This is a genomic window from Allokutzneria sp. NRRL B-24872 (assembly GCF_002155965.1).
Classification (GTDB): domain Bacteria; phylum Actinomycetota; class Actinomycetes; order Mycobacteriales; family Pseudonocardiaceae; genus Allokutzneria.
This window is the reverse complement of sequence record NZ_MUMH01000126.1, coordinates 1-22,242: the sequence shown is the minus strand read 5'-3', so window position 1 is coordinate 22,242 and position 22,242 is coordinate 1. Positions and strand designations below refer to the sequence as shown.

The 22,242-nt window shown below is 71.4% G+C and carries 10 protein-coding genes; all 10 read right to left on the bottom strand.

The window, feature by feature from the left end; translation table 11 throughout:
- Positions 1–51: 51 nt before the first annotated feature.
- The gene (locus CCN37_RS29035; RefSeq protein WP_086826894.1) at positions 52–7,026 is read right to left on the bottom strand and encodes a beta-ketoacyl synthase N-terminal-like domain-containing protein; all 6,975 of its coding nucleotides are present in this window, start codon (positions 7,024–7,026) and stop codon (positions 52–54) included.
- Complete coding sequence (locus tag CCN37_RS29030; protein WP_086826902.1) at positions 7,023–12,809, bottom strand: type I polyketide synthase; 5,787 nt, start codon at positions 12,807–12,809, stop codon at positions 7,023–7,025. Before CCN37_RS29030 ends, CCN37_RS29035 begins: the two co-directional genes overlap by 4 nt.
- A 10-nt stretch (positions 12,810–12,819) precedes the next feature.
- Positions 12,820–14,322 (bottom strand): PfaD family polyunsaturated fatty acid/polyketide biosynthesis protein, encoded by a 1,503-nt coding sequence (locus tag CCN37_RS29025; RefSeq protein WP_086826892.1) that lies wholly within the window; start codon positions 14,320–14,322, stop codon positions 12,820–12,822.
- The gene (locus CCN37_RS29020; RefSeq protein ID WP_086826901.1) at positions 14,319–15,308 is read right to left on the bottom strand and encodes an NAD-dependent epimerase/dehydratase family protein; all 990 of its coding nucleotides are present in this window, start codon (positions 15,306–15,308) and stop codon (positions 14,319–14,321) included. Before CCN37_RS29020 ends, CCN37_RS29025 begins: the two co-directional genes overlap by 4 nt.
- Positions 15,305–16,933, bottom strand: a complete 1,629-nt coding sequence (locus CCN37_RS29015) for a fatty acid CoA ligase family protein (RefSeq protein WP_086826891.1) — start codon at positions 16,931–16,933, stop codon at positions 15,305–15,307. The genes CCN37_RS29020 and CCN37_RS29015 overlap by 4 nt, the downstream gene beginning before the upstream one ends.
- A complete protein-coding gene (locus CCN37_RS29010) occupies positions 16,927–17,934 on the bottom strand; it encodes a 3-oxoacyl-ACP synthase III family protein (protein WP_086826888.1) in 1,008 nt (335 codons plus the stop codon). Before CCN37_RS29010 ends, CCN37_RS29015 begins: the two co-directional genes overlap by 7 nt.
- The gene (locus tag CCN37_RS40205) at positions 17,931–18,194 is read right to left on the bottom strand and encodes an acyl carrier protein (RefSeq protein WP_168200911.1); all 264 of its coding nucleotides are present in this window, start codon (positions 18,192–18,194) and stop codon (positions 17,931–17,933) included. The genes CCN37_RS29010 and CCN37_RS40205 overlap by 4 nt, the downstream gene beginning before the upstream one ends.
- Positions 18,191–20,065: a hypothetical protein gene (locus tag CCN37_RS40200; RefSeq protein WP_168200910.1), complete on the bottom strand. Its 1,875-nt coding sequence runs from the start codon at positions 20,063–20,065 to the stop codon at positions 18,191–18,193. Before CCN37_RS40200 ends, CCN37_RS40205 begins: the two co-directional genes overlap by 4 nt.
- 72 nt (positions 20,066–20,137) lie before the next feature.
- Complete coding sequence (locus tag CCN37_RS29000; RefSeq protein WP_210408260.1) at positions 20,138–21,052, bottom strand: alpha/beta fold hydrolase; 915 nt, start codon at positions 21,050–21,052, stop codon at positions 20,138–20,140.
- Positions 21,053–21,345: 293 nt separating this feature from the next.
- Entirely contained in the window at positions 21,346–21,936 is a 591-nt protein-coding gene (locus CCN37_RS28995) for a DNA-binding response regulator (RefSeq protein WP_210408259.1), read from the bottom strand.
- Positions 21,937–22,242: the final 306 nt, after the last annotated feature.

Sequence of the window (22,242 nt, the reverse complement as noted above, 5' to 3'; positions counted from 1 at the left end):
GCTGGCCTGGAGAAAGTTACGGAGGCGATGATCAGAAGTCAAATCTGCTGGTCAACGCGATGTGACGGTCACTTGGTCGCCTTCTCGGACGATCTCAACGGCATAGGTGCGGCCGTTTGCCTGAGCTTTGTCGCCAGCTGTCTCGACGAAGCACGGGTGCACTTCCGCCAATCGGGCTACGTGCTCCTTCACGGCGAGAACCACGAGCCGTTCCTCGCGAGACAGCCCGGGGGCGATGCCGAACACCCGCGAGACGGAGCCGGGCGTCACGTCCATGGCGTTGACGTGGCGTTCCTGGAGCACCGTTGCCTCGGCTGCCTGCCGGGACAACGTCGCTCCTGGCACGTACACACGATCGCGGAGGAAATCTCGGCGCTGCGCCAGTGGCAGGGCGGCGCCCAGGTCCAGCGGGATCATCACGTAGACGAGCCGCGACTGGGCGACCACTCGGCCGCTCACCACCAGTTGCATGTCAAAGGTCGGTAGTACTGGGTTGCCCTCTGCCAGGCCAGCGAAACGGACCTCCGAGATCGCCGTGCCTGTCCCGGGCAGCGGCTCGTAGAGGTCGAGCGCGACGAGGCGGTGCGGAACCCCGACGCGACCTGGCGCGATGTCAGGAGACCAGCGTTGGAGGTGGTGCACCGGAACTCCGTGCACCATGCCGTCGAGCAGGCCCTGGTGCAGGCGGCCGCGCGGCACGGAGCCGCGGTGGACGTCGAGCACGCTCGTGCTGCCGGTGTCGGAGACGCGCAGGGACGTGACGTACTGGAACGCGGGGCCGTGGAACATCTCGCCGCTCGTGTACGGGTCGACCTCCTCCACCGCGTCGGTGAGCTGCGCGAACGGTTCGGGGCGCGCGGTCGGGTACGGGCCGAGGTGGACGGTTCCGCTGGCGACCTCCTCGAACCTGGACAGCTGGGCGGTCGCGGCATCGCGCCATGTCAGGAGCGTGACCTGCGCCGTGTCCCCGTCCACGGAGAGATCGGTGCGCAGGCGGAGCGGGTGGTCGGTGGGCAGCCAGCGGCGGAGTTGCACGTCGCGGACAGCGCGCACGTCGAGGCTGGTGCGGCGGGCCGCGGCGTCGGCGAGAGTGTCCACAATGGACATCATCGGCATGGCGGGGGTGGCCCAGCCCGGGCAGTGGTCGGCCATCCACGGGTGGTCGGCCGGGTCGAGGCGGACCTCGGTGCTCATGGTGGCCAGCCCGGTGTTCGGGGCTTCGGTGTTGGTCGTCGTCGTGATGCCCAGTCCGGTGGTGGGGCGCTCGGCGTCGGACGTGGTGGCGTCGGACGTGGTAGTCCCCAGTCCGGTGTTCGGACGCTCAGCGATGGAAATCGCCGTGTTGGTCATGGTGGCGTTGGACGGCATGGAGATGTCCAGCCCGGTGTTCGGGCGCTCCGCGTTGGTCATCGCCGCGGTAGAGCTCGCGGCGTTGGACGTTGCCGCGGTGGACGACGTGGCGTTGGAGGACGTGGCGGTGGGCGGCGTCGCGGCGGAGGTCGTGGTGGTGGTCGTCTTGGTGCTCATGGCGAACTGGTTCAGGTGGTAGAGGCGGCGGCCGTCGAACCACAGCCAGCCCTCGGCGACGACGTGGTCGGCCTCGACGGAGAGGATCTCGACCTCCACGGTCATGGTGCCGGTCCTGGGGACGACCTGGCCCCGATAGGTCCACTTCATGGCGTGGCCGACGAGCACGGGGTCGTGGCCGGGGGAACTCAGGCCCTGTGCGCGCAGGTGGAGCCGGAGTGCCTGGCAGAGGGCCTCGATGCCGAGCGATCCGGGCTGCACGGGGTCCTGGAAGAAGTGGGCTTTGAAGTACCACTCCCCGGCGTCGACGTCCTTCTCCGCGCGGAGCCTGCCGAGCCGGGCCTTCCCGCCGTCGGGCCAGTGGCCGGTGACGCGGTCGAGCATGAGGAGCATGGGCGGGGTGTCGGCGAGGGGGCCGAGGTCGAGGGAACGGCCGGGCGGCAGGTCCTCCGGCGGGCCGCCGGGGAGGCCTACCTGCTCGTCGAGCGCGCGCTTGGGGAAGAAGCCGAAGACGGCGGTGGCGCGGTAGGCGGGCACTCCGTCGGCGAGCACGTCCACCACGAAGCTGTTGATGATCATGTTGCCCAGGCGGGAGACGGAGCGCAGCTCAGCGGTGGTGCGCAGCACCTTCGTGCGCGGCGTGATCGCGCTGAGCACGGTGCCCTCGCCGTCGAGGTTGCGGTAGTAGAGGCTTTCCCGCGCCTCGGAGACGTTGGTGGTCATCGACGACAGGCAGCCGCAGACCTGGAGGGCGACCTCGATGAGCGCGGCGGAGGGCATCACGGGCCGGGGGCCGGCGTCGAAGTACCAGGCGTCGGCGGGCACCTCGTACTCGGCGACGAGGGTGTCGCCGACGCGTTCGCCGCCGGGCAGGGCGTCGCCACCGACGAAGCGGCTGACGAAGAGGTAGGGCGGGCCGGGCAGGCGGGGCATGCGGAGGGCGCCGTCGAAGCGCTCGCGGGCCTCGCCGAACACCTCGCGCTGGCGGCCCCAGGACGAGGCCAGCACCATCTGGAGCCCGCCGTACTGGTCGGGTTCGCCCACGGCACCGCCGAGCAGGCGCAGCGGGACGGTCTCCCCGGCCTTCTGCACGCGCGGCGGGCCGAGGCGGCGCCAGTGGTCGAAGGGCCAGTCGGGGACGAGGGCGACGGTCAAACCCGCTGCGTGGAAGGCTTTCACACCGTCCACAGTGCACAGGACGTCGGCCGTGACGGAGAACTCGTCGATGGCGGAGACGAAGACCTCGTAGACGAGTTCGGCGTCGGCGGGGGTGACCTGGCGGCGGCAGCGGAGCCGGGCCTGGCCCTGGACCTCGAAGCGCCAGCCGTCGCGGTCGATGGAGTGCCCGCACGCGGCGAGGTGGAAGGAGGCGGCCTGGACGGCTCCCTCGAACATCAGCGTGCCGGGCGTGCAGGGGTCGTTGTGGAAGTGGCCGTCGAAGAACCAGCTGTCCGGGGTGACGCGCGCGGTGGCGCGGAGGTGGCCGCGGTGCGGGTCGAACTCGGTGACCTCGTCGAACAGGCGCATGCGGCCGGAGCCGGTTCGCGGGGAGCGGACGTGGGCGCGGGTGATCTCCCAGTCCAGGCCGAAGCAGTCGGCGGGGCGGCCTTCGGTGAACGCGGTGATCTGCTCTTCGGTGAAGGACGACGTGGTGCGGGCGGTTGGTGTGGTGCCGACGGTGGGGCCGGGGTTCCACTGCACGCCTTCGCTGGCCAGGAGTTCTTCGTCGGTGAAGAAGCCCGCCTGTCCATTTCGGACGGACATGCGGAGCTCGCCGTTGACGTGGCAGTCGTAGTGGAAGGAGAACACGCGGGCGTCGCCGTCCACGTGGATCTCGTAGCGCAGGGTGTCCCCGGGCGCGGGTGGTGCTCCGTGCAGGGTGAGCTCGCAGCCGAGCAGCCGGTAGACCCGGTCACCACCAACGAGATCCGCGCCGAGCCAGCTGATCAGCAGCAGGTCGGCCTGTCCGGCTTCGATCATCAGGCCGGCGGGCATCCGGCCGCAGTCGTCGAGGTACCAGGAGTCGTCGGTGACGTCGGTCTCGGTCCAGATGGTGCCGGTCGCGCGGCCGTGCACCAACGCGCCGGGTTCGCCGTCGATGCCCAGGACGCGGTCGGCGAGCAGCATGGGTGCCTTGGGCATGCGGGTTTGCCGGTGCTTGTGGTCCTGCGCGGCGAAGAGCGGCCCGAACAGCTCGGAGACCTTGCCGTGGGCGAGGTGTTCCAGCTGCTCACGGGTGAACTTCGGGCCGGGGAACCCGACTGGCGCCGGGCGGGTGAAGACGGCGCTGAGCGTGCGGAGGAAGGCTTGATCGGCTTCGGCGTGCGAGGCGAGGAACTGGTGGTAGGACTCGGCTTGACCGGCGAGCGCGGCGCGGTGGGCGGCGGTGACGAGGTCCATCACGGTCGCGGGCCTGGCTTGGTGGGCCACCGACGGCAGGGGCGGAGCGGGCGGCATCACCTGGGTCTGGGTCGCTACCGGGAGCCGCATGATGTTCGCCCTTTCGGCCTGGGTGTTCAGGGGGATGCCCGCCGCGGCGAGGTCCGCGATGACCTCGGGAAGCGGGGTGTCCACGGCGACGGCGAGGTGGTCCCGCTCGCCGAGGGTGCGGGTGATCCACGAGGTGCAGAGGGCGCGCGGCCCGTGCTCGACGAAGATCCGCACACCGTCTGACCAGGCGCGTTCGATCACGCGCACGAAGTCGATCGTGCCGAGGACCTGGTGGGTGAGCGCGGCGGCGGCCGAGTCGGCGGTGAGGTCGTAGGGCTCACCGCTGGCGCAGCTGTAGAAGCGGACGCCGGGGATGGGCGTCGTCGGGCGGTGGTGCAGCTCCCACCAGCGCGCGGCGATCTCGGCGAGTTCGGGCGCGTGGGCGGCCATGTCGTAGTCGAGCCGGACCCCGCTGATGCCGTGCCGCGCGAGCCACTTCGCGCAGCTCAGGGCCTCGCCGCCGATCACGCAGAGGTCGGGGGCGTTGATCGCCATGAGGTGCACGGCGGTCTCCCCGGCGAGCGCGGCGCGCGCGTCCGAGGCGGTCACGGGCACGGCGTAGCTCGCCCAGCTCTCGCCCTCGACGCCCAGGGCGGCCCAGGCTCGCCGGATGGTGCGGTACTCGCCGCCGATCTCCTTGTCGAACAGGCCGCTGCGCCGGGCTTCTTCGGCGTGTTCGGCCGCGTTGGTCCAGACGCCCATCGCGGTGAGCGCGGCGCTCTCGCCGGAGGAGTAGCCGATCACGGCGTCAGGGGTGCCGAGAAGCCGGCGGCTGGTCTTCACGTGCCGCGCGCTCAGCTGCCCGGCGGCGAGGATCTGGTCGAGGACGTCGGCGTGCGGCTCGGCGGCGGAGCCGTTGGTGAAGACGAACGCGGTCTCGCCGACGATCGGAGTGTTCCGATAGGACGCTCCCCTGGGCCGGATCGATCTGTGCTGGAGCCACTGCACGGCTTGGTCGAGCACGTCGCCGTGGACCGCGAGGCGCGCGGGGCCCGCGTCGGACTCGCGACCGGCGAGCGCCGCGGTGATCACCTCGGCGCGGTCGCGCCCGGAGAAGATCCGCAGGCGGGGCTCGGCGAGCAGGATGGCTGCCGCGACGGAGAGCAGGCCGCTGGCCGCGTGGGTGTAGCCGACGAGGTGGTCGATCTGCGCGCGCGGAGGTTCTTCGCCCAGCACAGCCATGATCTGGTCGCCGTCGCGCTGTGCGTCGTCGAGTCGTTTGAGCACGAGCACGATGGCCGCGTCACCTGGGCGTTCGGTGCGAAGCGCTGCGCGTTGGACGGCGTCGGTGGTCACGTCGACCGCCCCGACGACGACCGCGTCGGCCTCGCGGTGGCGGAGAGCGCGCGCGGCGAGTTCCAGTGCGACGAGGCCGGACTCCTCGTCGGCGCACACCGCGAGCCCTGGACCGGTCAGGTTGAGCTGCGTGTTGATCCGGTGCGCGGTGATGTGCGGCATCGTGCCGACGACTCCGGCTCCGAGGAGCTGTTCGTCGTGGCCGCCGCGCCAGCTCGCGCCGTAGCGTGCGGCTGCGGCCGAGTCGCCGATGCCGATGAGCACCGAAGTGCGTTCGGGCAGCTCGACGCCGTTGGCGGCTTCGCGGGCGGCGGCGAGGGCGAGGAGCTGGCGGGGCTCGGCCATGCGGAGGTCGGTCGGCGGGAAGCAGAGGCCGTCCAGGTCCACGTCCACTGTGGACAGCTGGCCGGGGTTGCCCTCCGCCAAGGCTCGGCGGAAGGCTTGCAGGCTCTCGCCGTTGCCGACGCGGGCGCCCATCCCGACGACCGCGATCTGTGCGGGTGGGGGCGGCTCAGGGACTCCAGCGCCCTCGTGCCATGCCTCAAGGACCACGTGGGCGTTCGCGCCGCCGAAGCCGAAGGAGCTGACACCGGCACGCCGAGGACCGCGCCACTCCTCGGCGCTCTCCGCCACCCGGAGCGGGGTTCCGGCCAGCGCGTCGATCGGGTCGACGGATTCTGGTTGCGCGGGAAGGACTCCGGCTTCGAACGCGCCGAGGACCTTGAGGATGCCCGCCATGCCGGACGCGGCGAGGGTGTGCCCGATCGCGGCCTTGACCGAGCCGATCACCACGTCCGGCGCGTCCGCGAAGATCGATGCCATCGCCCGTGCTTCCACGGCGTCGCCGACGGGTGTTCCGGTGGCATGACACTCCACATAGGACACTGTGGCGGGGTCGAGCCCGGCCAGCTCGTACGCCTGGCGGAGCGCTCGTTCCTGGCCGGGTTGGGACGGCGCGAGAACGCCTCCGGCCCGGCCGTCGTTGGACAGGCCGACGCCACGGATCACGCCGAGCACCGGGACGTCGTCGGCGATCGCGTCGGCGAGGCGCATGAGGGCGATGAAGCCAGCGCCCTCGCCGGGCACCAAGCCGTCCGCATCGCGGTGGAACGGGCGGCTGCGACCTGTCGGGCTCGCGGCGGAGAGCGCTCGAAACCCCCTGTGCAGGAACAGGTTGTCAGCTCGGTTGACGGCGCCCGCGATCATCACGCGCGCGGTTCGGTCGTGCAGCCGATCGCACGCGTGCTTGATGGCGTAGAGCGCCGAGGCGCAGGCCGCGTCCAGGGCGAACGCGCCCGCGCCGAGGTCCAGCGACGTCGCCGTGTGGCGGGCGGGGAAGCCGGAGGCGAACCAGTCGCGCGCGTCGCCCGGGGCTTCGCCGCGCCACACCCGCTCGGCGAACTTCGCCGCCGCCTCGTGCGGGTACGGGAGGACGCCCAGGACGAGGCCGCTCTCCTCCGGCCTCGCCCCGGCCTCCTTCAGCGCCCGTTCGGTGCCGTGCAGGACCCAGTCGTACAGCGGCTCCGTCGAACCGCTGGCCTCGACGAACCCTCCACTGTGGACACCGTCGCCCTCGACCCGCCATCGGCCCGGCGGCACCGGCGTGAGGCAGTTCCTGCGCTCAAGGACGTTGCGCCACAAAGTGTCCGGGTCGGGCGCGCCGGGGAACTGGCACGCGCGCCCGACCACTGCGATCGGCTCGAAGACCGTCAACTCGGTCGCCGCACCAGCTCGACACCGATGAACTCGGCGCGCACCGCTCCGCTGGAGTCGGTGAGCACCACGTCGCAGGTCGTGTGCGCGGACCCGACTCCCCCGGCGTGCACCACGCACCGCCCGGTGCCCAGCGGCCCCGAGCCGTAGGTGCGGACCTCGCCGATGGCCATGGGCAGCGATGCGCTCCGCAGCTTGACACCTGCCCACACGCACGCCAGCTGGAGCATCCCGTCGAGCGCGGGCACGTCGGTGCGCCACGCCTCGTCCGGCCACTCCAGCTCGGTGGCTCCGACGATCTCCGCGCTGGCGCCGGACTCGTTGACGCAGGTCAGCTTGCGCAGCGACTGGAACTGCGGCCCGTGGAACAGCGCGTAACCGTCGTAGAGGTCGGGGACGAACGGCGACGTTGTGTCCGCCAGCTCCGGCCAGTCGCGCGCAGCCGTGCTCGCGGCCAGCGTCGCCCTCATGTGCGGGACGCCGTCGCAGAGCTCGACGTCTCCGCCGTTGTTCCGGACGGTCAACCTGCTGCCGTCTCCCTGGTAGTCCGCCACGGCGATCTTGCGCAGCACTCGGAAGTTCCGCAGCGTGACCGGGTGCGCGGCGGCTCTGGTGAACCACTCGACCGCCATCACCACAGGCAGAACGGTGGTGCCGTTGATCGTGTGGTCAACGAGGTAGGGATTGCGGCGCTCGTTGACCACGACCTCCGTCGGGGCGGTCGGCGGGGAGGGGGCTTCACCGTCCTGCTGGGCGAGGCACACCCTGCTCGGCGCGCTCGGGCGCAGGAGTTCGTCGGCGAACGCGGCGGCTCCGGCCTCGACGGGGATCAGCGGGACCCCGTTGCCGGTGAACAGCTCCGCGAGCTGCGGCGTGACCATGCCGCCGTGCCACGGTCCCCAGTCGACCGAGCGGACCGCGCGTCCTGGCCCGCGCGCCAGCTCAGCGGCGGCCACCTGGTCCAGCACCTCGTTGGCGACGGCGTAGTCGGCCTGGCCCGCGTTGCCGAAGAGACCGGCCACCGAGGAGAACAGGAACAGCACCTGCACCGGATCGTCCACAGTGGAGCGCAGCAGCGTGCGGAGCGCGTCGATCTTGGTGCTCAGCACGCGTTCGACCTGCGCGGCGTCCTTGTCCGCCAAGTGCTTGTCGGCGAGCACTCCGGCGCCGTGCACGATGCCGGTGATCGGCCCCCAGTCGGCTCGGACCTGCGTGAGGACGTCGGTCAGCGCGGTCTCGTCACGCACGTCGACGGCCGTGTAGCGGACCTTGGAGCCCGCGTTCTCCAGTGCGGTGATCGTCTGGTGGACCTCCCGTCCGGCGAGGATGTCCTTGGCCTGCGCGGAGAGCGCGGCGGGGTCGGCCTGGCCCGCGGCGGCCAGCGCGCGGACCAGTGACGGCTCGTCGGTGTGCGCGGTCAGGCCACCGGGCTCGACCTTCAGCGTGGTTCGGCCGAGCAGGACGATCCGGGGTTGGTGGCGCTTGGCCAGCTCGATGAGCGAGGCGGCGGTGACTCCGCGCGCTCCGCCCGTCGCGACGATCACCGACTCCTTGGTGATCGTCGCGGTTTCGTTGGTCTTCAGGGGCTGTGGGCGCACGTGGAGCGCGTTGCGCGTTCCGTCCGCTCTGAGGCCGACGTCCAGGTCCGGGCCGCCTTCGAGGAGTTCGCGCGCGATGACCTTGGCCAGGTCTTGGGGTGTCCGGTCGCCGCGTTCGAGGTCGAGTGCCTTGACGGCGGCTTCGGGCCACTCGCGGGCGGCCGTGCGGGCGAGGCCGGAGAGCCCGGCCGTCCACGCGCGCTCGCCTTGCGCGCCGCTGAAGTCACCGCCGGTGTCCTGGACGGTGACGAGCAGCTCGCAGCGGTCAGCGATCGCCGAAGCCGTCATGATCGCGCTGGTCAGGTGCGGTACGGCTTGTTCAGGCGCCACGTCGGCCAGGTTGAGGATGATCAGGCCGGTGGCGTTCTCGGCGTCGATCTCGGCGGTGCAGCCGTGCGCGCGCAGCTCGGCGACGAGGGCTTCGGCCAAGCCGGTGCCGTCGTCGGTGACGGCGATCGGGCCTGCGTGCAGACCCGCGACCGCGAGTCCGGCCGGAGCGGCGGGGACGGCCGTCGGCACGCTGCGGATCAGCTCGCCGATGACCTTGACCTGGGGTTTGGGTGTTGGGGCTGGCGTCGGGGCGCCACCGAGGTTGCGGACCTTCTCGGCGACCTCGCGCAGCGTGCGGGCGGCGGCGAACTCGGCGATGTCGCTGTCGGGGAGGTCGCCGGTCTGGTCGCGGAAGGCGGACAGGATCTCCACGCGCTTGATGGAGTCGATGCCCAGATCGGACTCCAGCTCCATGTCCAGGTTGAGGATCTCCACCGGGTAGCCGGTGCGCTCCGCCACGACTTCGAGGATCTTCGCGTCAATGTCCACTTCGGACAGTGCGGGTGCTTCGACGGGTGGCGGGGTGCTGACTGGGGGCGGTGCCAGCACGGCCGGCGCGGGCTGCGGTTCTGGTTGGAAGGCGATCGGCGCGGGCCGCGCCACCGGTGTGGGCTGCGCCGCGATGGGTGGGGGTGAGCCGAGCAGGGTGGACAGGGACATCTCGGACATGCGGAGGTAGGCGAGGTGGCTCTCGGTGACGCGACGCTGGTAGTCCGCGTGCGCCTCGGCCGTCTGGCGTTGGTAGTCGGCGTGGGCGAGAGCGGCCTGGCGTTGCGTCTCCTCCAGGAGGGACATCATCGGGTCGCCGCCCGCGCGGGGCGGGAAGACCATCGGCGCGTGCCCGTTCGTGGCGGTCGGGGCGTGGCCGTTCTGCGTCGGGAAGTGGGCGACGGTCGGGGCGTGGCCGTTGACCAGCGGGGCCGGGCCGTGGCCGGGGGCTGGGGGCATGACGGCGGCAGGGACGGAAGTCGGGGCGGCGGCTACGGCAGGGGCTTGGACCAGGGCTGAAGCCGCGGTGAGGGCTGCTGGGGCCGGGACCGCTGATGCGACCGGAGCAGGCGCTGGGGTGAGGGTGCCGTTCTTGGGCGGGTAGGTGCGGTCGTAGACCCCACCGTCGATCTTCACCGTCATCCGTGCGCCGTCCTTCCGCTGGGGCTGCGGTACCGGGCCGTACTCCTCCCAGAGCACGGCGAAGTCGAGTTCGGCCCCGGCGACCGCGAGGCGGCCGAGGGCTTCGTGCACGGTGCTCATCCCGTCGCGGCGGGGGCGGTCCAGGCAGACGGCGAGATGTGAGCGGTCCCCGAGGACGCGGTCGACGAGGCCGGTGAGCGTGCTGCCCGCGCCGATCTCGACGAAGGTCCGCACGCCCGCCTCGTACATCGCCTCGATCTGGGCCTGGAACAGCACGGGGGCGGCGAGGTGCCCGGCGAGGCGGTGGCGCACATCGTCCACTTCGGACGGATAGGTGCCGCCGTCGGTGTTCCCGTACACGGGCACGGTCGCCGAGCTGATGTCCACAGTGGACAGAAACGAGGCGAACGGGGCTGCCGCGTCGGCGACCACCGGGCTGTGGAACGCGGTCGCCGCGTCGAGTCGGCGGGTGGTCACGCCCTGGAGAGCGGCTTCGGCGGCGGCGATCCCGGCTGTGGTGCCGGACAGGACGATCTGCTCGGGCGCGTTGTGGTTGGCGATCCACACGCCGTCGAGCCCGGCGGTGGCCGCCGCGACGACATCGTGGGTGGCGGTCACGGCAAGCATCGCTCCGGCCGAAGTGCGCGCGGCGTCTCGCATCAGCTCGCCGCGTCGCCGGGCGCTGGACAGGAGGGCGTCGGCGGAGAGGATTCCGGCGGCGTGCAGCGCGGTCAGCTCGCCGAAGCTGTGCCCGGCGACGCAGTCCGGGCGCAGGCCGAGGGCTCGCACGACGTCGAGCAGCGCGAGGCTGTGCGCGGCGAGGGCGGGCTGAGCCCACTCGGTCGCGGTGATCCGCGCCTGCTGCTCCGCACGATCGGCCTCAGAGAAAACGGGCTGCGGGAACACGACACGGTGCAGTGGAGTGCCGTCGAACTCCCTTGTGCCGTAACGGTCCCAGGCACGTTGCACAACGGGTAGCTGCATCGCGAGATCGGCGCCCATGCCGACGTACTGCGAGCCCTGGCCGGGGAACAGGAACGCGACGCCGCCGAGTTCGGCCGGGCCGCAGGCGTAGGCCAGCCCGGGAGCGGTGAAGGACCGCTCCCCCAACGACGCGGCTTGGGCGATCTTCGCTTCAAGATCGGCTCGGGAGGCGGCGACCACGGCCAGGCGGAAAGGGGCCTTGGGGTCGAAGCGCTGCTGGCTCTCCTGCGCGGACATCGCCGTGTCGGCGGCCAGCGCGGAGCGGGTCTCGGCGCTGAAGAGCCAGAGTTCGGTCGCGGCGGTCCTGGAGCGCGGCGCGCGTTCGGCCCAGCCGGAGCCGGTCGGCACGTACTCCTCCACCGTGACGTGGAAGTTGCTGCCGCCGAAGCCGAAGCTGGACACCGACGCGCGCCGGGGGTGGTCGGCGGCGCGCACCCACGGGCGGGCCTCGGTGTTGAGGTAGAAGGGACTGCTCTCGATCTCCAGTGCGGGGTTGGGCGCGTCGACCTTGATCGTCGGCGGGAGCACGCGGTGGTGCAGCGCGAGGACCGCCTTGAGCAGCCCGGCCGCGCCCGCCGCGCACTTCGTGTGGCCGATCTGCGACTTGACCGAGCCGAGGGCGCACCACTGGGAGTCCTCGCGTTCCGGGCCGAACACCGAGCGCAGCCCGGCGAACTCCGCGGCGTCTCCGGCCTTGGTGCCCGTGCCGTGCGCCTCCACCAGCTCCACAGTGGACGGTGCGTAGCCCGCGCGCTCGTAGGCCCTGCGCAGCGCGAGGGCCTGGCCTTCGGGCACGGGTGCGTAGATCGCGGTGCCGCCACCGTCGGACGCGGTGCCGACGCCGCGGATCACCGCGTAGACCTTGTCGCCGTCGCGCTCGGCGTCGACGAGGCGCTTGAGCGCGAACATCACCACGCCCTCACCGAGCATGGTGCCGTCGGCCTTGTCGGAGAACGGGCGGCAGTCGCCGGTCGGGGACAGCGCGGGGGTCTTGGAGAAGCAGATGAACATGAACGCCTCGTTGGCGGTGTCCACTCCCCCGGCGAGCATCAGGTCGGCGCGGCCGGAGGCCAGTTCCTCGATCGCGGTGTTGAGCGCGGCGAAGGAGCTGGCGCACGCGGCGTCGGTGGTGTGGTTCATGCCGTGCAGGTCGAAGCGGTTGGCGATCCGGCCGGAGATCACGTTGGTCAGCAGGCCGGGGAAGCTGGCCTCGCCCCAGTCGGGGTTCAGGCCGAGGAAGCGCTCGACGGTCTCGCGCACCGCGTCCTCGGGCAGGCCCTGCGCGCGGAGCACCCGGGTGAGCGCCGGCGCGGACAGCCGCTGCGCAAGGGCTCCGACGAGGTTGAGCGCGGAGGCGCCGAGCACGACGCCGGTCCGCTCGCGGTCCAAAGTGGACGGATCACCGCCCGCGACCTCGGCCAGCACGCGTTCGGCGACCATGAGGGACATCAGCTGGGCGGCGTCGGTCTGTTCGAGGTTCTTCGGCAGCACTCCGAAGTTCAGCGGGTCGAACTCCGTCGGGGTCAGGAACGCGCCGCGCTTGGCGTAGGTCTTGTCCGCGGCGAGCGGGTCGGCGTCGAAGTAGTCCTCGACCAGCCAGCGGTCGGTCGGGATCTCGGTCATCAGGTCGCGGCCGTCGACCACGGTTCGCCAGAAGCCCGCTGTGCTGTCGGAGCCGGGAAGCAGCGCGCCGAGGCCCACCACGGCGATCGGCACGGTGGGCGCGAAGTCCTCGAACATGCTCACTCCCTCAACTCAGCGGGCGGGGGCGGAAGGCGAACGCCTCGGCGGGAACGGCGACGCCGTACGTGCGGACCTGGTGCGCGCGGGTGATCACGGCGGCGCCCTCCAGCAGGTTGAGCGCGATCGGCACCACCGAGCGGTTGCCGGGCTCGGCGAGGAAGCTGCCCGCGACCCAGCGGTTGAACGCACCCATCGCGGGCCCGCACCACAGCTGGTAGTCGCTGCGCCGCGCGGGGTCGCCGGTGATCGCCCAGCGGCTCGAACCGCCCAGGTACCACCGGAAGATCAGCGCCATGCGGTGCTTCGGATCGCGGTCGGCCTTCTCCAGCTCGCCGGGGTCGCGGTCGGCCCAGAACTGCTTGGTCTGCACCCAGATGTCCGCGACGGGGGCGCCCAGGACCTCCTTCTCCAGGCGGTCCAGCAGCGGCTGCGGGATCGATTCGACGCCGTCGTGATCGCGGTAGACCTGGTAGAGCCGGTTCGCCCGCGCCGCGAACATGGTGCCGCGCTTGAGGACCTGGAGCTTCACGCCCAGCTCGAACATGTCGGCGGCCGGAGCCATCGCCACGTCGGTGATGTCGGCCTGCGCCAACAGTTTCTTCGCGTCGTCGGAGACACCTGCCTCGGCGGCGACCTGGTTCACCGAGCCGGTCAGCACGTACGCGGCACCGAGCGCGAAGGCCGCCGCGACCGCCGCTGGCGTGCCGAGTCCGCCTGCCGCGCCGACGCGGACGGGTCGGTGGTAGCCGTGGCGCGCGCACAGCTCGTCGCGGACGGCCAGGATCGTGGGGAGCAGCGCGGAGAGCGGGCGGTTGTCGGTGTGGCCGCCGCTGTCGGCCTCCACCGTGACGTCCTCGGCGACCGGGACGTGGCGGGCGAGCTCAGCTTCCTCGGGCGTGATCTGGCCGCGCTCCACCAGCGCGCGCAGCAGTGGTTCGGGGGCTGGGGAGAGGAACTGCTCGGCCAGCTCGGGGCGGGAGAGCTTGGCGAAGACGGCGGTGCGGCGGGTGATCCAGCCGTTGGTCTCGCGGCGCAGGCCCGACACGGCGCACCGCACGACTGCCGGGGTCAGCGTCATGAAGGCGGACGCGGAGATCCGGGGAACGCCTCGGCGGAGCAGGAGATCGGCGACGGCCTCCTCGATCCCGGGCTCGGTCGGCGAGTGGATCAGGTTGACGCCCCAGTTCTCCCGCCCGGCCAGCTCGCGGCACAGCTCGTCGACCGCTGACTCCACTGTGGACGGTGCAAGTCCACCGGCGCCGAAGAAGCCGAGCATGTCGGCGCGGGCCATCGCGACCACCATGCGCGTGGTCGCGATGCCGTTGGCCATCTCCCCCGCCACATAGGGGAAACGGACGCTGTGCGCTTCGCTGAAGCTGCGGTCGCCCAGCCACTCCGGGTAGAGCGCAGGCAGCACTCCGACCGTTTCGCCCTGGCCAACGGTGATCGCGCCGTCCGGTGTTCGGGCGACGTGCAGCGGCTCGCGCACCCGGTGGATGAGATCGATCATGCGTGCTCCTGGCTGGCGAGGTACTCGGACAGGCGGCGCAGGCCCTCCTCGGTGCTGACCTTCGGGTGGTAGCCGAGATCGCGGCGGGCGGCGGAGATGTCGAACCAGTGCGCGGTGCCGCCGTGCTCGACCACCATCCGGGTCAGCGGCGGCTCGGAGCGCGCGGAGGCCAGCCGGTAGGCGCCCTCCACCACGGCGGCGGCGACCTTGGCCAGCGCGAACGGCACGCGGCGGGTCTCCGGGGGCAGCCCGGCGGCGGCGAGCAGCGCGTTCAGCGTCTCGTCGGCGGTGTGCGGGTCGTCCTGGGTGAGGAAGTAGGCGCGGCCCGCGATCGGTGACCCGGGCTCCAGCCGCTGCACCGCGAGCAGGTGCGCCTCGGCGGCGTTGTCGATGTAGAGGGTGTCGATCCGCTTGCCGGGCGGGCCGATCAGCCGCATCCGCCCGGCCTTGGCCCTGCCGATGATCCTGGGCACGAAGTGCGGGTCGCCCGGCCCCCAGATGAGGTGCGGGCGCAGCGCGACCGTGGCCAGCTCCGGGGAGTTCGCGGCCAGCACGCGCTTCTCCGCCTCGGCCTTGGTCCTGGGGTAGTTGCCGGTGAAGTGCTTCGCGTACGGGGCGCTCTCGTCCACGCCGTCCAGGTCCTGCCCGTCGTGCACGACGCTCGGGCTGGAGGTGTGCACCAGGCGCCGCACCCCGTGCTCGCGGCAGGCCTTGATCACGTTGTCCGTGCCGAGCACGTTGATGCCGTAGAACTCGTGCGTGACACCCCACTGACCGGCTTTCGCTCCACAGTGGACGATCGCGTCCCTTCCGGCGACGGCCGAGCTGACCGCCGGGTAGTCACGCAGATCGCCTTGGAGCTGGTCGATGTCGAGATCCTCGTGGCGCTTGCGGGAGAAGGACGTGACCTCGTGCCCGGCCGCGAGCAGTCGCGCGCACACCGCCTTGCCGAGGAACCCTCCACCGCCGGTCACCAGGATCTTCATCGCGCTCTCCTCGACGCCCACCGGGCCAGCCGCTCCCGGCCGATCTTCGCGTTGTGCCGCACGTCCACCGGGAACCTCGGGTGGAACAGCACCGTCTCGATGCCGCGATCGCCGACCAGCGCCAGCACCTCATCGGCGATGCGGTCGCGGTCGGCCTGCTTGAGCCCGCGCTCGGTCTCCACGCACACCACGGGCCGCTGCTCCCCGACCGGGCCGACGCCGACCAGCGCGCTGCGCCTGACCCCGCGCACGGTGTTGGCGATCGGCTCGACCTGCTCGGTGTTGAGGTCGCCGCGCGCGGCCCTGACCCGCTGCGACTTCCTCCCGCAGAACCACAAGCGGCCCTGCTCGTCGAGCCGGCCGAGGTCACCGACGCGGTGCACCACGCGATCGCCGTCGCGGATCTTGTGCAGCGCGGTCGCGTCGGGGCGGTTGTGGTAGCGCTCGCTGACGCTCGGCCCGGCCACGGTGATCTCGCCGATCTCCCCGGGCTCCACGAGGAGGTCGTCGCTCCACTCCGCGATCGGCCCGTCATCCACGCCGATGATGCGCACCTCGTTGTCGGGCAAGGGAGTTCCGACACAGGTGCCCGCGCCGTTCTCGCTCGCGACGCGGGCCTCTCCGAGCAGTTCCCGGCTCTCGATCGCGCTGACCGGCAAGCACTCCGTCGCCCCGTAGCCGGAGTACAGCAGTGCGTTGGGCGGCAAGCACTTCCGCATCCGCTCGGCGATGCGCGGGTCCAGCGAAGCGCCCGCCGAGGTCACCACGGACACCGTCGAGAGCACGATGTCGTTGTCCACGCAGTACCGCGAGAGCCGGTCCAGCAGCGCGGGCGAGCCGAACATGCCCCGCACGCCGAACCGGTCGATCTCCGCGATCAGCGTCGCCGGATCGATCTCCGCCGGGCGCACGGGGTCCATGTCCGGCACCACCATGCTCAGCCCCAACGCGGGCCCGGCCAGCGCGAACGGCGGGAACGTCGACATACCGACCATGCCGTCGGGGATCGGGAACACCTGCCCGGCGAGCCGCATCTGTGCGCCGAGGTGGCGGCCCCGGAACTCCACGCCCTTCGGCGGCCCGGTGGAGCCGGACGTGAACGCGATGCCCGCAAGCGCCTCTGGGTCGGCGACGAACTCCGGCGGCTGCTCCCCCTGCCGGGCGCACAGGGACTTCAGCGTCAGACCGCCCCAGAACCACCTGCGCCCCACGGTGATCGCGATGCGCACGCTGGATCGTCCCCAACCCAGCACGACGCGCGCCGCGTGGGCGAGCGGGACCCCGATGAAGGCCTCCGGCGCGGCTTCGGCGACGCACGCGCGCAACGCCGTCTTCGCGATGCCCGGATCGATGAGCACCGGCACCACGCCGATCCGCACCAGCGCGAAGAACAACGCGCCCAGCTCGGGGCCGGGCGGAACGAGCACACAGGCCCGCATTCCCTTGCGCAGCCCCGCGTTCCACAGCGCCCGCGTGTACTCCTCGCCGAGCGCGCCCAGGTCGGCGTAGCTCATCATCGAGTACGCGCCGCTGCCCGAGGGCCACCACAGCGCGGTGGTCTCCGGGCGGTGCCGCACGGTGTCCTCGAAGGCGGCGAGGAAGTCGTGCGCGTGCCGGCTCACCATCGCATCGCCATCACGCCGAGGCTGAGCCCGCTGGCCAGGCCGATGAGCAGCACCTTGTCACCGGGGTTCAGCCGACCGCTCTCCACGGCCTTCACCAGTTGCAGCGGGAGCGTCGCCGCGGCCACGTTGCCGTGGTCGGCCAACGTCACGATGGTGCGCTCCTGCGGAATCCCGGCGCGCTCGCAGAACACCTCGACGTAGGCGAGCACGGCCTGGTGGATGCACACCACCGCGAAGTCGTCCATCTTCAGGCCGAAGCCCGCGACGGCGTCGAGCAGCGGCGTGATGTCGGCCTGGTCCAGCCCCTTCATCAGGTCCAGGGTCTTCACGCCCAGGTACTCCACGCGCGCGGTCTCGGTCTCCTTGTCGTGCACCAGCGGCACCACCGTGGCCGACCAGGCGCTGGAGTTGGCGATCGAGCGGTGGCCGATGACGCCGGGCTCGTCGCTGGCCTCCACCAGCAGCGCCGCGCCCGCGTCGGAGACGGTGTGCGAGGCCCCGGCGTGCACGTAGTCGTCCATCGTGGCGATGCCGCGGTAGCGCGCTCCCGGCGAGACCCGTTCACCGCAGGCGATCAGCACCCGCTGGTACTGGCCGGTCCTGATCAGCGCGTCCGCGACCTCGATCGCGTTGAACACGCTGCTGCACGCGTTGCTGATGTCGAAGACCGGGCACGAGCCGCCGAGCTTGTCGGAGATGATGTGCGCGGTCGCGGGCTCGATCACGTCCATGCTGGCCGCCGCGAAGATCAGCAGGTCCACGTCGTCGATGCCGTGGCCCCACGCGGCGAAGAGCTTCTCGATCGCCGCGACCGCGAGGTCGGAGGCTTCGGTGTCCTCGGGCGCGATGTGCCGGAAGCGCACCCCGGTGAAGCGCTCGATCAGCCCCTCCGGCGGCTCGAAGCCCGGGTTCAGCTCCGCGATGCGGGCCTCCACCTCCTCGGTGGTGCGCCCGGACTCCGGCAGGTGCACGGCGATCTGGCTGATCCTGGAGCGGCTCACGCGCGGCTCTCCTCGATCGTCGCGCAGAGCACGTCCGCGACCTCGCCGACCGTCCGCGTCACGATGATCTCGCCGACCGGTGCCGTGACGCCGAAGTGCTTCTCCACCTCGGTCACCGCGCGCATCGCCTTCAGCGAGTCGATCTCCGGCAGCGCGTAGACCGGCGCGTCCTCCGGCACCTCGGCGACGTCCACGTTCAGGTGTTCGGCGATCCGCTCGCGGACGTAGGTCAACACTTCCGCACGATCGACTGTTGTCACGTCATCTCCTTCTGCACGGGCAAGAACGGGGTGAGGTCGAGCGCGACGCCGTTGCTGGCCAACCGCGCGAGCAGTCCGGCGACGGTGTTCACGGCGGGCGCGCCGCGCCGTTCGAGCGGGACCGCGACGTGCGCGCGGCCCGCGAGGACGTCGCCGATCCAGCGGGTGCACACACCGCCGGGGCCGACCTCCAGGAAGTAGCGGTAGCCCTGCACGTACGCCGCGCGCACGACCTTCGCGAAGTCGACGCGGCGGCTGAGCATCGTCTCGATCTGGCCGCCGACGTCGCCCGATCCCCTGGGCAGCGGCCGGTTCTCGTGGGCGCTGAACAGCTCGACGTCGGGGTCGAGCTCGACCGGACGGCCGAAGGCGCCCTGGAAGTAATCCCGTTCCATCAGCGGCGTGTGGAAGATGTGGCTGTGCGCTGACGGAACGCTCGGCAGCCCCAGTTCGGTGGCCACCGCGGCGCACGCGGCGGGATCGCCGGTCAGCACGACCTCGCCGGGGGTGTTGACGTGGCTCAGGAAGACGCGGTCCCGGCCGCGCACCGCCGCGAGCACCTTCGCCGGGTCGCCGACCACCACGCGGGAGCCCCACACCGGGCCGGTGCCGGAGTCCGGGATCTCCCACTTCCGCCGGACGATGCGCTCCGACGCGGCGATGCCGTCGCCGAGCAGTGGTGTCGTCGCCGCCCCCTCGACGGCCCACAGGTCACGCAGATCGGTCTGGGCGGCCACGACCATGCTGACCTCGCCGAGGCTGTAGCCGAGCGCGCCGAAGTCCCGGCGGCCGAGCAGCACGCGCAGCAGCCGGGTGTGCGCGGCGGTGAAGGCGACGCCGATCGAGCACAAGGCGCCCAGGTCGTTGACCAGCTCGCGCTCCAGCTCCGCCTCGTCCTCGGTGCCCATGAGGCGCTGCGTCAGGTCCCGGTAGCCGACCTTGCCCGTGGCGAAGGCGATGGCTTCCAGGTCGGCGTGCACCACCGGGAACAGCCGCATCAGCTCGCGGCTCAGCCCGGGGTACAGCGTGAACAGGCCCGGGTAGACCAGTGCGACGCGACCGTCCGCGCCGATCGGCCGTGCGGCGCAGAAGCTGCCGCTCGGGCTGGCCCAGTCCTTGCCGTCGGCGTGCGCGCGGGGCAGCGAGGCAAGGGCGCGGTCCAGCTCGCGGACGATCGAGCCGGGCGGCGCGCAGAACACCGCTCGCAGCGGGGCGTCGCGGTCGTCGGCGACCAGTTCGGCGAGGTCGGCGCCCGCTTCGACCGCCTCCTTGGTCTCGGCGATCACCCTCATGAGGTCGTCGGTGTCCCTGCCGCACACGGGCAGGAGCACCACGTCGGTGGCGTGGTGCCAGTCCAGCGCGGCGGTCTGGTCGCGCGTGGTGGCACCGGTGAGGCTCAGGCCGCCCACGGTGCTCCGCAGCGGGCCGCCGTCGGCCTCGCGCAGCCACGGGACGCTCGCGCCACCGCTCTCCTGATAGCGGAAGTACAGCCTCAGCGCGTGTTTGACGACGTCCGTCAAGCAGGCCTGAGCAGCGGTTTCGGGAACTTCCAGGGTCGCGTAGACCTTGGGCGCTGGCCTGCCGGGCTTGGTCAGCGCCACGGCGACCGCGCCGCCGTCGCGCTCTTGGCAGATCAGCACCACGTCGGCCTCGGCCAGCTCCTCGGCGGCGCGGGCGAGCGCATTCGGCAGGCCGTCGGTGACGTGCACGGTGATCACGCGCTCGTCCCGCTCGGAAACCGCCGCGTCGCGCAGCGCCTCCGCCAGGACGCGCTCGACGGGCCAGCTGCGGCCGGGCTGCACCGGATTCCCCGCGTACAGGGCGCGTTCAAGCTCGGTGACAGATCCGCAAGCCCCGATCGCGTAGCCCATTCCGGCGCATGCCAGACGCGTTTCACCCACAGCACTCGCTCCCGGAGTAGGGGAATACCGATCCGCCGCCGTTCAGGAAACGGAGAGAAACTCGCGAATGTCCTTCAGGAGTTCGGGTGCCCGATCCTCCAGAACGTAGTGGCCGGCTTTCGGGTAGACCCGGAACACCGCGCGCGGGAAACGTCTTCGCCATTCGTCGAGGAATGCCGAACGGAAAACGGGGTCGCGGCCGCCCCAGCCGATGAACGCCGGGCGATCGGCCAACCGCGCCGCACCGGCCTCGGCGGCGAGCAGCTCCAGCCACGCCCGGTCGCCGGGTCGCAGCGGGATGTCCTGGACGAAGCGCAGGATCGCCAACCGCTCCCGCGCGCTGCCGTAGGGGTGCAGGTACCCGGCGCGCACGTCGCGGGGCATCCCGCTGGTCGCGCCGAGCAGCGCCGCGCCCCGCGCGAAGACGTTGTGCCGCAGGAACAGGTGCTCGGCGAGCCTGGTGTTCTTGATCGCCCACAGCGGCAGCCGCAGGCTCAGCGGGAACCGCGCGAAGGGGTTGGGGAAGGCCGCCGTGTTCAGCATGACCAGGCGCGACACCCGCTCCGGGTACCGCGCGGCCCAGGCCATCCCGATCGGCCCGCCCCAGTCGTGGGCGATCAGCGTCCACCCCGTCGCCGGGGCGCCGCCGGTGGCGACCAGCTCGTCGGTGAGCGCGCAGAGGTCGTCCACCCGCGAGCTCATCGTGTACTCGTAGTCGGACTCGGCCGGGCTGTCGGACAGGCCCATGCCGACGTGGTCGGGGACGACGCAGCGGTGGTCGGCGCGCAGCTCGCGGACCAGCCTGCGCCAGTAGAAGCTCCAGCTCGGGTTGCCGTGCAGCATGAGCACCGGCGGACCGCTGCCCTCGTCGAGGTAGTGCTGCCGCGCGCCGGCGTGCTGGAACCAGCGCGAGGTGAAATCGTAATCCGGAACGAATCCTTTTCGGGATCGCGTCACTTCCGGCCTACCCGAAGGAAACGTCGGTCGGAACACGAGACATCAGCGCAGCCACTCCCGGTCGGCGGAACGATCGCCGACACACATTGGCACGCGTCCGGTGAACGACAAAGAGGCCATCAGGCTGAACGAGTGGCGCCACTGCCCTACTTCACCCTCATGGCCCCATGGCGCACATTTGTGTACTGACAGGACAATGGGTGAAGCCATATACTCGCGCGCACTCCGAACAGTCCATTGTGGACATGACGGAAAAGCCCCCTGCCGAGGCCGAGGGCTTTTCCGCGCTCACGTCAGTTCGCCCGGCTCAGCGCCAGCTGCGAGGAGATCGCCGCACGGGTCAGCTCCGCCTTGTTGCCGAGGCTGAGCTTCTTGCGCACCCGCTTCACGTAGGTGTCCACGGTGTGCCTGCTGATCCCCATCGTCCTGGCGATCTGGTCGTGCGTCCGGCCGTTGGCGATGTGCGAGAGCACCTCGGTCTCCCTCGGCGACAGTTCCTCGTTGCCCGCGGGCCCCGCAGGTGCGGGCAGACCGAAGTCCGTCGCGAGGAACCGTTGACCTCGCGCGACCCGTTGCACGGCCTCCACCACCGTGCGCAGCGGCGCTGAGGCGTGCACGCAGCCGAGCGCCCCCGCGAGGAAGTAGCGCTGCGCCTGCTCGGTGTCCGGCGAATCGGTCAGCACCAGCACGCGCGCCCGCGAGGACAGGCGCACGACCGTGCCGACGTCGGCGCTCGTCGCGGAGACGACGTCGACGTGACCCGGCCTGCTGATACCGCGATCGACGATCACCTGGAAGCCCGGGACAGAACCCAGCAGCTTACCGAGACCGAACTCGAAGACAGGGCTGAACTTGAACAGCCGAATCCGAACTTCCTGAACCACAATTCCCCCAGCTCCCCCGCCCCCAGTGGCGGGTGGTCCGGCTGTCTCAGCCGCTCCGACGCAGGTGGGACGCCCTTTCGGAAGGCGTCACACGTTCAAGGGACTTGCCGCCTCGCTCAACCATCCCCAGGTGTTCACGAGGCTATTTAGTACAGGAACCGGACACCGGTTGTCAGCCACTTGGGCTACGACAAACGAGAATTACCGTCAGGTATTTAGCGAAGTTTCATGTGAATTACACGAATCGCCGGGCGGGCCCGAGGAGGGCCGCCCAACCGCCCCCGCCTGCCCGCCGCCCACCTGGGG

Coding starts and splice junctions, on each gene's coding strand:
- CCN37_RS29020 (WP_086826901.1), bottom strand. CDS start 15,308: ATGAAGATCCTGGTGACCGGCGGTGGAGGGTTCCTCGGCAAGGCGGTG.
- CCN37_RS29015 (WP_086826891.1), bottom strand. CDS start 16,933: ATGGTGAGCCGGCACGCGCACGACTTCCTCGCCGCCTTCGAGGACACC.
- CCN37_RS40200 (WP_168200910.1), bottom strand. CDS start 20,065: ATGGGCTACGCGATCGGGGCTTGCGGATCTGTCACCGAGCTTGAACGC.
- CCN37_RS29030 (WP_086826902.1), bottom strand. CDS start 12,809: ATGTTCGAGGACTTCGCGCCCACCGTGCCGATCGCCGTGGTGGGCCTC.
- CCN37_RS29025 (WP_086826892.1), bottom strand. CDS start 14,322: ATGATCGATCTCATCCACCGGGTGCGCGAGCCGCTGCACGTCGCCCGA.